The following is a 13,700-nucleotide window of genomic DNA, read 5'->3' as shown; positions in this document are numbered from 1 at the left end:
GCCGCTCCGCGCATGAACGCCTTCCGCCAGCACGTCGCCGTTCGCGCACAGGAACGGATCGGCCAGGATCGTGTAGCCGCGCGGCACCGGCAGCACACGCGCGCCTTCCGGCGAGGCGGCGAGCGGGTCGCGCGGTGGCGCCGCGACCGAGACGCGCCACTCCTTTTCGAACAGCGCGCCGTAGACGAGCCGCCCCAGCCACTTGCGCACCATCCCGAACACCACGCCCGCGACCGCCATGTTCGACGGTAGGCGATGGTTCGGCCCGTGCCCGGCTGGGAGGTGCTCGCCCGCCACCGAGCGCGCGATCGCCGGCCCGAGCAGCAGCGGCGAGTGGCGATACGCCTCGATCATCGTCGCGCAGTAGCTGTGCGGATATACCTTGGTCTCGGCGAAGGCGACCACCGCGCCCGCGTCGAGCCGGTTGGCGAGCACCTGAACCACCTGCCCCAAGACCGGCGTACCGTGCGCCGTCTCCCAGAACCCCGCCGGACGCCCCCGATACGCCGCCGGATCACCGTGGTGATACGACAGGATCGGTGCGGCGAGCACGTCGCGCGGCGGCACGCGCAGCAGCCCCATGCCGAACTTGACGATCACGTCCGGCGCGACGCTGCGCCGGCGCGCGAGCACCGCGTCGGGCAGCGACTGCCACGCGCCCGCGGTATCGGCGTCGAACACCACGCGCTCGTCGATCGCGATCTCGCAATCCTCGATCGCCACCATCCGCGTCTCGCGGCTGCGGATCGCGAGCATGTTGAGCAGGTAATAGCCTGCATGGCGCGCCCAGCGCCGCTCGCTTTCCGTGTTGCGACAGTCGAGCAGCAGCACGATGTGGCGGATGCCCGCTTCCTCAAGCGCGCGCCGCTGCCATTGCGCGATCCGCCCATTGTCGCAGATCAGCGCGACGCGCGTCATTCTCCCTTGACCGAGTCGATCACTGCGCGATACTGTCCCGCGACCGCGTGGAGCGAGTAACACGCCACCGCGTCGGCGCGCGCCGCGGTGCCCAGCCGCCGGCGCAGATCGGCGTCGCGCACGAGCCGCTCCAACGCATCGACCCACTCGTCGTCGCTGCGTACCAGCAAGCCGTTCTCGCCGTCGCGGATCAAGAGCGGCGTGGTGCCGACCTCGGTCGCGACGCACGGCAGCGCGAACGCCATGTACTGGATCGCCTTCAACCCGCTCTTGCCGGTCACCCAATCGTCAATCGGCAGCGGATAGACGCCAATGTCGAACGTCTGCAGGTCGGCGACCTCGTTCGCCGCACTCCATCGCACCACCTCCAGCGGCACGCCGGACAAGTCGTAGTCGAAATTGCCGATGACCTTGAGCGTGAACGGCACCCGTTCGGCCAACCGCCGGAACACGTCCGCCAGCAGGTCGAGGAACGGCTTGGTGCTGAACGTCCCGGTCCAGCCGATGACGATCGGATGGTCGTTGTCGTAGCGGCCGGTCGGCTCGAACCGATCTGTGTCGACCGAGGACGAGATGTAGGTCGCGGCACCGCGCGCGTTCATTCCCCGGCACGTCTCGGCCAGGAACGGCGAGCTGGCGATGACGTGGTCGGCGGTGCGGATCAGGTAGCGCGCCTTGCCCGGCCCCTTGATGAGCTTGGCCAGCGGATTGGGGTTGTCGCCCTTGTCCAGCCGCTGCCCGACCAGCACGTTATCCTCGACGTCGTAGATCACGTGGCGGGCGAAGCGCCTGACGAGGCGCTCGAACACCGAAGTTCCGACCGGCGTCACCCACATGAACACGTAGACCAGATCGTAGCGCGCCACCCGCGCCAGGTCGCGCATTCGCCTGAGATGCCCGCGCGCGACCCCCGCTGCCTTGGCGCGCGCGTGTCCCTTCTCGTACACCACGCGCCACATCGCGTCGTCCATGTAGGACGAAACGGTGATATCCCAGCCGGCCGCGCGCCAGTCATCCATATACTGCTCGTACTTCAGCCGTTGACCTGCCGCGACACCCTGCGGGTGCGGGCACAGCACCAGCATCCGACGGCGCCTCACGCGAGCAATTCCTCGTAGATCCGCGCGTAAGCGGCGACGCCGGCGTCCAGCGAGAACAGCCGCTCGGCCGTGTCGCGGCAACGGGACGCAAGCGCGGGATCGTTCAGCAGCGTGAACAGCCGGTCGACCGCGCCTGCACGGTCCGCGGGCGAGAAATCGGTCAGCGCGACGCCTGTTCGCTCGCCCTCGAGCACCGCCTCCATGTCGCCGACCCCGGCGTTGCCGAGGCACGGCACGCCGCAACCGAGATATTCGGCGAGCTTGGTCGGAGCGCTGGCGATCTTGGAATATACCGGCTTGATGATCGCCGCGCCGACGGTCATCCCCGCGATCAGCGCGGGCACCTGCGCGTGGTCCGCCGCGACGAGTTCGAGCCGCTCGGGCGCGATCCCCAGCGCGGCGACGCGCGCGCGGATGAAATCATGCTCGTGGCGGTTGACGACCAGCAACCGCGCGTCGGGCCGGCGCTCCAAAATCAGGCGAAAGCATTCCAGCACCTCGTCGAACAGGTACCAGGTTCCGACAGAGCCGAGATAGCCGAGCGTCCACGGCTCCGGCGCGCGGCTGGTCGGCGGGCGGAAACGATCGAGGTCGGCACAGGTGGGAATGATCGACATCGCCACGTCGCGCCCGCGCAGGTAGGGGAACGTCGCGATCTCGTCGGCCGATGCGTCGGTCAGCGTGACGACGTGGTCGGCGTGGGTCAGCAGCCCTTCCTCCAGCGCCTTGACAGTGCGGTATACCCTCCCCTCGCGCGGCCACAGCCCGCCATCGACCCGCTCGTCCGCCCACAGCCCGCGCATGTCGAACAACAGCTTGGCGCCAGTCGTGCGTTTCACCGCGCGTGCCATCAGCGCCGCGACGTAGCTGCGCGCGTGAACGATCCGCACCCGGTGCCGCACGGCGATCGCCAGCGCGCGCGCGGTACCTTGCGCGATGTCGAACAAGGTCGCGGGCACGCTGGGCGCCTTGTGGTAAGTCAAGGGATGCCAGTGGATGCCGGCGCGGCGCAACCGCTCGGCGACGTGCGCGCGTCGCGTAGTGTCGGCCCAGTCGGCCGGCTTCTCGAAACTGAGCAGGTGAAAGCGGTACCGATCGGCGAGCCCCTCGAGATAGGCGATCACCTGGCTCTGCCCGAGCGGTTCGAGCATGCCGTCGTAGCTGATGTACAACACCGCCGGGCGCTCGCCCGACCGCGGCGCGGCATGATCCATCGTCCGTGCTGTCGACATGCCGTTCGCTACGCGCCCCCGCCAGATGCTATAACCGGCGAGGCCGCGCGCGGCAACGCGCGTGCCGTCGAGAACGAGTACGTCAAGGATCACCCGGCGTCAGGGCCCGGTCGCGCGCTCGCCGTTCAGGCCGGAATAGTGCCCGGCATTGGTCTCGACCGCGCTGGTCTCGACATGTTGCAGGACGATCAACGCGAAGGCAGTGCCCAGGCACAGCACCAGCGCGAACAGCGCGATCAGTCCGGCCGAGGCATAGGCCCGAACCGGCACGCGCCCGAGCGGCACTTCGTCTCGGTCGCTGGCGAGCAGCAGCGGGCTCGGCTCGTCGCGCCGCCGCGCGCTCCAGCGCAGCAGCCGGGTACGATCGTAGCGCGCCCGCTCCTCGTCGTGGCGCAGCACGGCATAGGCACGCACCACCGCGATCGTCCGCTCGACGCTCGGCTCCACGCCCTTATCGGGGTGGTGGCGATGCAGCATCGCGCGGTACGCCAGCGCGAGCGCCGCGCTGTCGGCGCGCGGCGACACGCCGAGCGTTGCGTAGAGATCGGTGTCGTGTTCCCCCATCGCCCTTGCGCGCCGCCTATCCGGGATCGAAGCTACGTCAACGCGGGCAGGGCGGCAATCGCTGCCCGAACCCCGCAAAACGTACAATTGCCCGGACGGCCAAACGCTCCAGGGTTGCGGTTTGGATGGTGGTGGCTAGGACTGCGCACGGCTGGGGGACGATGGACATGACAACGTTGGTGACCGGTGTGGCCGGCTTCATCGGGATGCACGTGGCCGAGCGCTTGCTCGCGCGCGGCGACCGCGTGATCGGCATCGACATCGTCAACGATTACTACGACCCGACGCTGAAGCAGGCGCGACTGGCGAAGCTGCGCAACGCGTTCGGCGACGCCTTCACCTTTCTCCAGGTCGATTTCGCCGACATGGCCGCGCTGACCGATGCATTGTCGGGACTGAACTTCGAGCAGATCGTTCACCTGGGCGGTCAGGCCGGTGTCCGCTACTCGATCGAGAACCCGCACGCCTACATGCAGGCCAATCTGGTCGGGCACCTGAACATGCTGGAGATCGCGCGGGCGCGCGGGTCCGCGCACATGGTCTACGCCTCGTCGTCGTCGGTCTACGGTGGCAACACCAAGCTGCCGTTCGCGGTCGAGGACCGCGTCGACCACCCGATCTCGCTCTACGCCGCGACCAAGAAGGCGGACGAGTTGATCAGCGAGACCTACGCCCACCTCTACCGCCTGCCGCTGACGGGCCTGCGCTTCTTCACCGTCTACGGCCCGTGGGGCCGCCCCGACATGGCGATGTGGATCTTCACCAAGGCGATTTTCGCGGGCGAGCCGATCCCGGTGTTCAACAACGGCAACATGGAGCGCGACTTCACCTATATCGACGACATCGTCTCGGGCGTGGTCGCATGCCACGATAGTCCTCCGCCCGACGACGGCGAGGAGAAGGCGGGCGGCAGCCACGCGCCGCACCGGCTCTACAACATCGGCAACAGCAATTCCGAGCATCTCGGCCGCATGATCGACCTGCTGGAGCGTGAGACGGGGCGCGAGGCGGTGCGCAACTACCTGCCGATGCAGGCGGGGGACGTGCCGCGCACCTACGCCGACGTGTCCGCAATTCAGCGCGACCTAGGCTACGCGCCGACCACCTCGATCGACGTGGGCGTGCCGCGCTTCGTCTCCTGGTACCGCGACTATCACCGGATCGCCGGGTGAGCGGTGCGGTGACGATCGGCCCAGCCCCGGTCGGACCCGATACGCGCGTCGTCGTCATCGGGCTCGGCTATGTCGGGCTGCCGCTCGCGGTCGCGCTTGCGAAGCAATTTGACACGATCGGACTCGACATCGACGCGGGTCGGATCGCCGAGCTGGTCGACGATCACCGCGACCGTACCGGCGAGATCGACGCCGACACGCTCGCCGCCAGCACGCTCCGTCTCGTCGCGCGGCCGGAGGACTGCCCGCCCGCCGACGTGTACGTGGTCACCGTGCCGACGCCGGTCGATGCCGACAACGTCCCCGACCTGCGACTGGTGCGCGCCGCCTCACGCATGGTGGGCGGGATGATCGCTGCCGAGCGAAACCCTATCGTGGTGTTCGAGAGCACCGTCTATCCCGGCGTCACCGAGGATATCTGCGGCCTGCTGATCGCCGAGGTCAGCGGCCTCGTGCGCGGTCACGACTTCTTCCTAGGCTACTCGCCCGAGCGGATCAATCCCGGCGACCGCGAGCATACGGTGGATCGCATTACCAAGGTGGTGGCGGGTGAGAATGCGGCGGTGACCGAGCGGCTCTGCGCGCTCTACGGCGCGGTGACGAGCGGCGGCTGCTTTCCCGCCGCATCGATCGCGGTCGCCGAGGCCGCCAAGGTGATCGAGAACGCGCAGCGCGACATCAACATCGCGTTCATGAACGAGATCGCGCGCATCTTCGCGCGGCTCGACATCTCGGTGTGGGACGTGCTGGCGGCGGCGGGGACGAAGTGGAACTTCCTGAAGTTCCAGCCCGGGCTCGTCGGCGGGCACTGTATCGGCGTCGATCCGTACTACCTGAGCCACCGCGCGCGCGAACTGGGGCACGAGCCTGCGGTCATCCTGGCCGGCCGCGCGATCAACGATTCGATGGCGGAGTGGGTCGCCGACGAACTGATGGCGGGGTTCGCCCCCGGTCGCCGGGTGCTGGTGCTCGGCCTGACCTTCAAGGAGGACGTGCCCGACCTGCGCAATTCCAAGGTCGCCGACGTGATCGCGCGGCTCCACGCGCTCGGCCACCTCGTCGACGTGCACGACCCACGCGCCGACGCGGGCGAGGCGATGCACGAGTACGGCCTGACGCTGTGCGCCGATCCGTTCGTCGCCCCGGTCGAGAGTAGCGCGCGCTACGACGCGGTGCTGCTCGCGGTGCCGCATGCCGAGTACCGGGCGCTGTCGCCGGAGACGCTGACCGGTCTGGTCGCCGACAACGGCATCTTCGGCGACCTGAAGGCGGTCGTGCCGCCCAGCCACGTTCCGGCGCGCATCCGCCGCTGGGGATTGTGAGGCGGGCGCGGTGATCGGCTCGACGGACGCGCGCGCGTGATCCCGCCCGGCTATCGTCCGCGCCGCGTCGATCCGTGGCACGGCGTCGCGCTGCAGCTGGGCGGCGCGCTGCTGCTGGCGATCATCATCCCCTTCACCGCCGCGGTCACCTTCTTCGACGTGCTGAGCGGCGAGAGCCTGTTCGCCAACACGCTGGTGGCGAGCGCGGGCGCGCTGATCGCGGGGCACCAGATCTTCCGCAACCTGGGCAACTTTCCCGGTATTCGTTCGAGCTACTACGTGTTCCCGATCTTCGCCTCGACCTTCGGCGTCGCGGTCATGGTGCTGTTCATGACGCGCGCGGGGTACAGCCGGCCGTTGCTGCTGGTCAGTTTCCTGGTCACGCTGATCTGGCACTATGTCGTCTACTTCAAGTTGCAGCGCCGCCAGCAATTCTTCATCGCCGTGGTGCCGATGGGGCGCGCGGCGCGGTTGTTCGACGTGCCGGGCGTCAACTGGACCGCGCTGGACGCGCCCGCGCTGCCGCCGGGCTACCACTCGGTCGCCGCCGACTTCCACGTCGACATGGGGGCTGCGTGGGAGGAGTTCCTCGCCGAGTGCGCGCTGTCGGGCGTGCCGGTGCTGCACTACAAGGACCTGATCCACTCGCTGACCGGGCGGGTCGAGATGGAGCATCTGTCGGAGAACGCCAACGGCTCGCTGGTGCCCGACCCCACCTATCTGCGCTTCAAGATCCTGGCCGACGCGGCCGCCGCCGCGGTCGCGCTGGTGCTGCTGCTGCCGCTGCTCGTCGTCATCGCAGGGCTCATCAAGGCGACCTCGCGCGGGCCGGTGTTCTTCGTGCAGCCGCGCGTCGGTTATCGCGGGCGCCCGTTCCGCATGTGGAAGTTCCGCACCATGGTGAACCGTCCGGCCACCCAGGCCGAGCTGGAGGCGGCGAAGACGCTGGACGGCGATCCGCGCATAACCGCGCCCGGCCGGTTCCTGCGCCGCAGCCGGCTGGACGAGCTGCCGCAGCTGTGGAACGTGCTGCGCGGGCAGATGAGCTGGATCGGCCCGCGGCCCGAGGCGATCCCGCTGTCTCGCTGGTACCAGAACGAGATCCCCTTCTACCGTTATCGCCACATCGTCAGGCCGGGGATCACCGGCTGGGCGCAGGTGAGCCAGGGCCATGTGCTCGAGATCGAGGACGTGATGAAGAAGCTCAGCTACGACTTCTTCTACATCAGCAACTTCTCGCCGTGGATCGACCTGCTGATCGTGGTGCGCACGATCAAGACGATGCTGACCGGCTTCGGCTCGCGCTGAGCCTGCATTTCGCGTGGTCGCGCCGGCACTGCTTCGTTAAGCCTTGTGCGGTAGACCGATGCCGGGACGGTCAGATGGGGTTGCAGCGTTGATCAAGGTTCTGTCGGTGTTCGGCACCCGGCCCGAGGCGATCAAGATGGCGCCGCTGGCACTCGCGCTCGCCGCCGACGCGCGGTTCGATGCCAAGGTGTGCGTAACGGGGCAGCACCGCGAGATGCTGGACCAGGTCATGCGCCTGTTCGACCTGAGCGCCGACCACGACCTGGCGGTGATGAAGCCGGGACAGGATCTGACCGGGGTCGCGACCGCGGTGCTGTCGGGCATGGCACAGGTGTTCGCCCAGGAGACGCCCGACGTCGTGCTGGTCCACGGCGACACGCTGACCACGCTCGCCGCGTCGCTGTCGGCATACTGGCACCGCGTGCCCGTCGCGCACGTTGAGGCGGGGCTGCGGACCGGCGACCTGTACGCGCCCTGGCCCGAGGAGGCGAACCGCAAGCTGACCGGGGCGGTCGCCGCGCTGCATTTCGCGCCGACCACGCGGTCGGCGCAGAACCTGCGCGCCGAAGGCGTCGACCCGCGCATCATCACCGTGACCGGCAACACCGTGATCGACGCGCTGCTGAAGGTGGTGGCGCGACTGCGCGGCGACGCCGAGCTGCACGCGCGCGTCACCGCGGGCCTGCCGCTGCCGGCGCCCGGACGGCGGATGGTGCTGGTGACCGGGCACCGGCGCGAGAATTTCGGTGGGGGCTTCGAGCGCATCTGCGCCGCGCTGGCGCGGCTGGCGCGCGACTTCCCGGCGGTCGACTTCGTCTATCCGGTGCACCTCAACCCCAACGTGCAGGAGCCGGTCAACCGCCTGCTACGTGGCTTATCCAACGTGAGGCTGATCGCGCCGCTCGATTACCTGCCGTTCGTCGCGATGCTGGATGCCGCGACTCTGGTGCTGACCGACTCGGGCGGCATCCAGGAGGAGGCGCCGTCGCTCGGCAAGCCGGTGCTGGTCATGCGCGACACGACGGAACGGCCCGAGGCGGTCGACGCGGGCACCGTGCGGCTGGTCGGCACCGACGAGGAAGCGATCGTGCGCGAGACGACGCGGCTGCTGACCGACGCGCACGCTTATGCCGCGATGAGCGCGGTGCATAACCCATACGGCGACGGCCACGCGGTCGGCCGAATCGTCGACGCGCTCGCCACCTGGGGCGCGACGCGCGCGGCGGGAGACCTGCGGGCGAGCGCGTGAAGTTGCGGGCCGCTGATCGCGGAAGGTCACGCGAAGTATAGTCCAACGACAAGCAGAGGCGTGGTCGCGGGTAGCGACGTTCGGGCACGAAGCGCGACATCGTGGCGGGGTTGAATAATGTGAGTGCGGGCGGCGTCGCGGTCGTGGCGGGTCTGAAGGTCACGCGAAGGTCACGCCAATGAGGCGGTTACTCGTTGAAGGAATGCTGGCCATTCCGCGTGTCGGACAAGGTTAGCGGGACCCCGGATCAAGTCCGGGGTGACGTGAGTGTGGATGAGGTGTGCTGACTGGCTCGGCTGAGCTGAGCCGGGAGCTATCGTCGTGCGTCGCGCTGTATCGGGCGATGTGAAAGAGCCTTGATCGAAGCCGCTTGCGGGTGCGGTAGCGGTGCCGTGCGCTGTAGGACAGCCCTCGTCACGGCCGCCACGACTGGGGCGTTTCCGCCGACGCGACCGCCGGCGGAAACGTGGTCGTCAGGCGTCGGCCTTCTGCTTGCCGATCGCGGCGAGCAGGTCGTCGAACGACTTGGTGAAGCTCGCCACGCCCTCGTCGACCAGATTGCTGGTGACGCCGCCGAGGTCGAGTCCGAGCCGCTCGGCATCGGCGATCACCTTGCGCGCGCCCTCGACGTCGCTGGTCAGCGTTTGCGCGACGGTGCCGTGGTCGCGGAACGCGTCCATCGTCTTGGGCGGCATGGTGTTGACCGTATCGGGGCCGATCAGCTCGTCGACGTAGAGCGTGTCGGGATAGTCGGGGTTCTTGGTGCCGGTCGACGCCCAGAGCAATCGCTGCGGCTGCGCGCCCTTGGCGGCGAGCTTCTGCCAGCGGTCGGAGGCGACAAACTCCTGGTACCAGGCGTAGGCGAGTTTCGCGTTGGCGATCGCGACCTTGCCCTTCAATGCCTTGGCCTCGCCGCCACCGGTGCCGGCATCAATCTTGTCGTCGATCTTGCCGTCGATGCGGCTGACGAAGAAGCTCGCGACGCTGGCGACCCGGTCGATCGCCATGTCCTTCGACACGCGCTCCTCCAGTCCCTCGACGTAGGCGTGCGCCACCTTCTTATACGCCTCCACCGAGAACAGCAGCGTCACGTTGACGTTGATGCCCTTGGCGATCGTGTCGCGGATCGCGCGGACGCCGTCGTCGGTGCCGGGGATCTTGATCATCAGATTGGGGCGGTCGACCGCCTTCCACAGCCGCTCGGCTTCCTCGGCCGTCTCCGGCCCTTTGAGCGCGAGATAGGGCGAGACCTCGAGGCTGACGTAGCCGTCCTTCGCATCCAGCCGGTCATAGACGGGGCGCAGCACCTCGCAGGCGGCCTGGATGTCCTTCACCGCCTGCGCCTCGTAGCGGGCCATCGGCTCCGCGCCGGGATTGGCCTGGTCGTACTCGGCGAACCCCGCGGCATAGGCGTCGCCCGCGCCCATCGCCTTCTCGAAGATCGTCGGGTTGGAGGTGACGCCGGTGACGCCGTCCTCCTCGACCAGCTTCTTCAGGCCGCCCCCGTCGAGGAACTTGCGGTCGACGAAGTCGAGCCACGGTGCCTGGCCGCTGTCACGGAGTTCTTGGAGCTTGCTCATGCCTTGGTCCTCTTGATCGCGCGGCGCGCCGCGGCGCGTGAGATGGTCGTGGTGCCTATATAGGAAGCCGCGCCGCGAAACGCCCGCGGCGGGCGCGCAGGCGTCAGCCCATTACTTCCTTGGCGACCTTGACCACGTTCTCGACCGTGAAGCCGTACTTGTCCTGAAGCTTGGCGATCGGGGCGGAAGCGCCGAAGGTCGACATGGCGATCGTCTTGCCTTCGAAGCCGACATAGCGGTCCCAGCCGATCTCGCCCGCCATCTCGATCGCGACGCGTGCCTTGATCGCCTTGGGCAGCACGCTCTCCTTGTAGGCTTCGTCCTGGCGCTCATAGCGGAACCAGCTCGGCATCGAGACGACGCGCGCGGCGACGCCATCCGCCTTCAACTGCTCGTACGCCTTGATCGCTAGCGACACCTCGGAGCCGGTCGCGATCAGGATGACCTGCGGGTCCTCGCTGTCGGCGAGAACGTAGCCGCCCTTCGCGACGCCCGCGGCACTCGCGTACTTGGACCGGTCGAGCGTCGGCAGCGGCTGGCGCGACAGCACCAGCGCGGCGGGCGTGCTGCCGTCCTTCAGCAGCGCGCGCCAAGCCTCCGCGACCTCGTTGGCGTCGCCGGGGCGGATCGTGTCGAGCCCGGGGATCGCGCGCATCGTGGCGAGCTGCTCGATCGGCTGGTGCGTCGGGCCGTCCTCGCCGACGCCGATCGAATCGTGCGTGTAGACCCACACCGAGCCGATCTCCATGATGGCGGACAGGCGCACCGGCGCGCGCATATAGTCAATGAAGACGAGGAAGGTGGAGCCGTATGCGCGCAGGTGCGACAGCGCCATGCCATTCACCACCGCGCCCATGCCGTGCTCGCGCACGCCGAAGTGGAAGTTGGTGCCGCCGTAATTGTTCGCCTCGAACGAGCCGGCTTCCTTGATGTCGGTCTTGGTTGAGGGCGCGAGATCGGCCGAGCCGCCGAGCAGCCACGGCACCTTCTTGACGATGGCGTTGAGCACCTTGCCGCTCGAATCGCGGCTGGCGAGCCCCTTCTCGTCGGCGTCGAAGGTCGGGAGCGCGTCTTCCCAGTCATCAGGCAGCTCGTCGGCGAGCAGCATCTTGAGCTCGGCCGCCTCGGTGGGGAAATGCTCGGTGTACTTCGCCAGCAGTGCTTCCCACTCGGTCCGCGCCTTCTCGCCGCGGCCGCGCACCGCCTGCTCGAAAGCAGTCTTCGCATCGGCGGGGACGTAGAAGTCCTTCTCCGGCCAGCCGTACGCTTGCTTGGTCTCGGCGATCGCCTCGGCACCGAGCGGCTCGCCGTGCGCCTTCTCGCTGCCCGCCTTGGGGCTGCCCCAGCCGATCACCGAGTGCGCGACGATGAAGGTCGGACGGTCGTCGGTCGCCTTGAACGCGTCGAGCGCGGCGTTCATCGCCGACAGGTCGTTGACGTCGTTCACGTGCAAAACGTTCCAGCCGTACGCCTCGAACCGCTTGCCGACGTCCTCGTCGAACGCGAGCGCGGTGTCGCCCTCGATCGAGATGTGGTTGCTGTCGTAGATCCAGCACAGGTTGGAGAGTTTCAGGTGGCCCGCGATGCTCGCCGCCTCGGCGCTGACGCCCTCCATCATGTCGCCGTCGCCGCACAGGACGTAGACGTCGTGGTCGAACAGCGTGAAGCCCGGCTTGTTGTAGCGCGCCGCCAGCCAGCGCTCGGCGATCGCCATGCCGACCGAATTGCCACACCCCTGCCCGAGCGGACCGGTGGTGGTCTCGACGCCGGTGGTGTGGCGGTATTCGGGGTGGCCGGGGGTCTTGGACGACAGCTGGCGGAACTGCTTGATGTCGTCGAGGCTGATCGCGGGGTTGCCGGTCTTCTTGCCGTCGCTGCCGACCTCCTCGACGCCCGCCAGGTGAAGCAGGGCGTAGAGCAGCATCGAGGCATGGCCGACCGACAGCACGAAGCGGTCGCGGTTGGGCCATTGCGGCGCGCCGGGATCGTAGCGCAAATAGTTGCTCCACACGGTCCAGCCGACCGGCGCGAGCGCCATCGGGGTGCCGGGGTGGCCCGAATTCGCCTTCTGCACCGCGTCCATCGACAGGGTGCGGATCGTGTCGATCTGGAGCCGCGCAGGGCTGCCGTCCTCGTGCGTGTCGTTGTTAGCGGTAACGGCGGGGGCAGTCGCGGTATCGGTCATCGGGAAGCCTTTTTGCGGATTAAAGGGCGAACGCACCGGCGCGCACCCGGTTGCCGACTGCCCGTCGCCTTAGCCGGTCGCCCCGGCGTGTTCCAGATGCGTAACGATTCCAGACGACGATCGGCCCGATTGAACTCCGGCCGGTCAGAAATCGATCGCGATGCCCTTCTTCTCCCAGTCGCCGTAGCGGACCGGATCGCGACCCAGCGGGTCCTCGGCCGGGCGCTCCATCGGCTCGGGCGCGGGGACGGAGGTGTTGGGGGTGAGGTACTCGGGCGGCTTCACGTGGTCGGGGCGCTTTGCCATGAACCGGCCTTTCGGATTGTGTGCGGGGGGCGCGGTCGACATATGGGCCGGCATGATCCGCTTCAAGACGACCACCCATTCCCACGAAGCTGCGCGCTGATGGCGCGTGACATGACGCGGGCGGGCGAGCCGCTGGGCACCGCGCCCAGGCGTGCGGCGCTTCGCCTGCTCGACGCGGTGCTCCGGCGCGGCGAGGCGCTCGACGCGGCGATCCCGCTCGCCACGCGCGCGCTGCACGGCGGGCCGGACCGTGGCCTGGCGCACGCGATCGCGGCGGAAACGCTCAGGCGGCTGCCCGACCTCGACGCGCTGATCGACTCGGCGACGAAGCAGCGGCTGCCCGACGATGCCAAGGCGCGCTTCGTTCTGCGCATCGCGCTCGTCCAAGCGCTGTCGCTCGGCACGCCGCCGCACGCCGCGATCGCCACCGTGCTGCCGCTGATCGACGGCGGGCCGAAGCGGCTGGTCCACGGCGTGTTCGGCACGCTGATGCGGCAGGGCGCGACGCTGCCCGAGCAGCCGACGTTGCCCGCGCACGTGGCCGAACGCTGGCGCGCGCACTGGGGCGACGCGGTGGTCGAGGCGGCGGCGCGCGCGATCGCGGTGCCGCCGCCGCTCGACCTGACGCTGCGCGGCGACGGCGCGGTGCACCCGGACGGCGTGTCGCTCGCCGCCGGTCACGTGCGCGTCGCGGGCGGCGACGTGCCAACGCTGCCGGGCTACGCCGAGGGCGGCTGGTGGGTGCAGGACGTCGCGGCGACGAT

12 protein-coding genes are annotated in these 13,700 nt (G+C 68.7%); 5 read left to right on the top strand and 7 right to left on the bottom strand.

The annotated features are described in order from the left end of the window. The 4 genes from ACFDS6_RS10885 to ACFDS6_RS10870 form a co-directional block, all read right to left on the bottom strand. A partial coding sequence (locus tag ACFDS6_RS10885) for a hypothetical protein (protein WP_375272188.1) occupies positions 1 to 918 on the bottom strand: 918 nt, incomplete at its 3' end. Further along, positions 915 to 2,018, bottom strand: a complete 1,104-nt coding sequence (locus tag ACFDS6_RS10880) for a glycosyltransferase family 4 protein (RefSeq protein WP_375272187.1) — start codon at positions 2,016 to 2,018, stop codon at positions 915 to 917. The genes ACFDS6_RS10880 and ACFDS6_RS10885, both read right to left, overlap by 4 nt. Next, positions 2,015 to 3,250 (bottom strand): glycosyltransferase, encoded by a 1,236-nt coding sequence (locus ACFDS6_RS10875; RefSeq protein WP_375272186.1) that lies wholly within the window; start codon positions 3,248 to 3,250, stop codon positions 2,015 to 2,017. The genes ACFDS6_RS10880 and ACFDS6_RS10875 overlap by 4 nt, the downstream gene beginning before the upstream one ends. A 99-nt stretch (positions 3,251 to 3,349) precedes the next feature. Next, positions 3,350 to 3,814 (bottom strand): J domain-containing protein, encoded by a 465-nt coding sequence (locus tag ACFDS6_RS10870; protein WP_375272185.1) that lies wholly within the window; start codon positions 3,812 to 3,814, stop codon positions 3,350 to 3,352. 167 nt (positions 3,815 to 3,981) lie between these two features. Between ACFDS6_RS10870 and ACFDS6_RS10865 the strand changes: the two genes are divergently transcribed. The 4 genes from ACFDS6_RS10865 to wecB all read left to right on the top strand — a co-directional run bounded on the left by ACFDS6_RS10865 (position 3,982) and on the right by wecB (position 8,865). After that, entirely contained in the window at positions 3,982 to 4,986 is a 1,005-nt protein-coding gene (locus tag ACFDS6_RS10865; RefSeq protein ID WP_375272184.1) for an SDR family NAD(P)-dependent oxidoreductase, read from the top strand. A gap of 8 nt (positions 4,987 to 4,994) precedes the next feature. Continuing rightward, on the top strand, positions 4,995 to 6,308 hold the full coding sequence (locus tag ACFDS6_RS10860; RefSeq protein WP_375272183.1) for a nucleotide sugar dehydrogenase: 1,314 nt from the start codon (positions 4,995 to 4,997) through the stop codon (positions 6,306 to 6,308). A gap of 36 nt (positions 6,309 to 6,344) precedes the next feature. Next, positions 6,345 to 7,616 (top strand): sugar transferase, encoded by a 1,272-nt coding sequence (locus ACFDS6_RS10855; RefSeq protein WP_375272182.1) that lies wholly within the window; start codon positions 6,345 to 6,347, stop codon positions 7,614 to 7,616. Positions 7,617 to 7,707: 91 nt separating this feature from the next. Then, positions 7,708 to 8,865 carry a non-hydrolyzing UDP-N-acetylglucosamine 2-epimerase gene (wecB, locus tag ACFDS6_RS10850; protein ID WP_375272208.1) on the top strand — a complete coding sequence of 386 codons (1,158 nt, stop codon included), beginning with the start codon at positions 7,708 to 7,710 and terminating at the stop codon, positions 8,863 to 8,865. A gap of 473 nt (positions 8,866 to 9,338) precedes the next feature. Here the strand turns inward: wecB and tal are convergent, their stop codons facing one another. The 3 genes from tal to ACFDS6_RS10835 all read right to left on the bottom strand — a co-directional run bounded on the left by tal (position 9,339) and on the right by ACFDS6_RS10835 (position 12,936). Beyond that, complete coding sequence (gene tal / locus ACFDS6_RS10845; protein ID WP_375272181.1) at positions 9,339 to 10,445, bottom strand: transaldolase; 1,107 nt, start codon at positions 10,443 to 10,445, stop codon at positions 9,339 to 9,341. A gap of 103 nt (positions 10,446 to 10,548) precedes the next feature. Then, positions 10,549 to 12,630 (bottom strand): transketolase, encoded by a 2,082-nt coding sequence (gene tkt, locus ACFDS6_RS10840; protein ID WP_375272180.1) that lies wholly within the window; start codon positions 12,628 to 12,630, stop codon positions 10,549 to 10,551. 144 nt (positions 12,631 to 12,774) lie between these two features. After that, a complete protein-coding gene (locus tag ACFDS6_RS10835) occupies positions 12,775 to 12,936 on the bottom strand; it encodes a DUF1674 domain-containing protein (RefSeq protein WP_375272179.1) in 162 nt (53 codons plus the stop codon). A gap of 99 nt (positions 12,937 to 13,035) precedes the next feature. On the opposite strand from ACFDS6_RS10835, the gene ACFDS6_RS10830 reads away from it, so the two are divergent. Next, positions 13,036 to 13,700: transcription antitermination factor NusB (locus tag ACFDS6_RS10830; protein ID WP_375272178.1), on the top strand; the 665-nt coding region annotated here is incomplete at its 3' end.

The organism is Sphingomonas sp., from assembly GCF_042095875.1.
In the GTDB taxonomy this organism is placed as follows: Bacteria; Pseudomonadota; Alphaproteobacteria; order Sphingomonadales; family Sphingomonadaceae; genus Sphingomonas.
This window is presented reverse-complemented; position numbering and strand designations above follow the sequence as displayed.

What these genes read in the sequence shown, in the direction of transcription:
- ACFDS6_RS10875 (WP_375272186.1), bottom strand. Translation starts at nt 3,250, where the DNA reads ATGTCGACAGCACGGACGATGGATCATGCCGCGCCGCGGTCGGGCGAG.
- ACFDS6_RS10870 (WP_375272185.1), bottom strand. Translation starts at nt 3,814, where the DNA reads ATGGGGGAACACGACACCGATCTCTACGCAACGCTCGGCGTGTCGCCG.
- ACFDS6_RS10865 (WP_375272184.1), top strand. Translation starts at nt 3,982, where the DNA reads ATGACAACGTTGGTGACCGGTGTGGCCGGCTTCATCGGGATGCACGTG.
- tal (WP_375272181.1), bottom strand. Translation starts at nt 10,445, where the DNA reads ATGAGCAAGCTCCAAGAACTCCGTGACAGCGGCCAGGCACCGTGGCTC.
- tkt (WP_375272180.1), bottom strand. Translation starts at nt 12,630, where the DNA reads ATGACCGATACCGCGACTGCCCCCGCCGTTACCGCTAACAACGACACG.
- ACFDS6_RS10835 (WP_375272179.1), bottom strand. Translation starts at nt 12,936, where the DNA reads ATGGCAAAGCGCCCCGACCACGTGAAGCCGCCCGAGTACCTCACCCCC.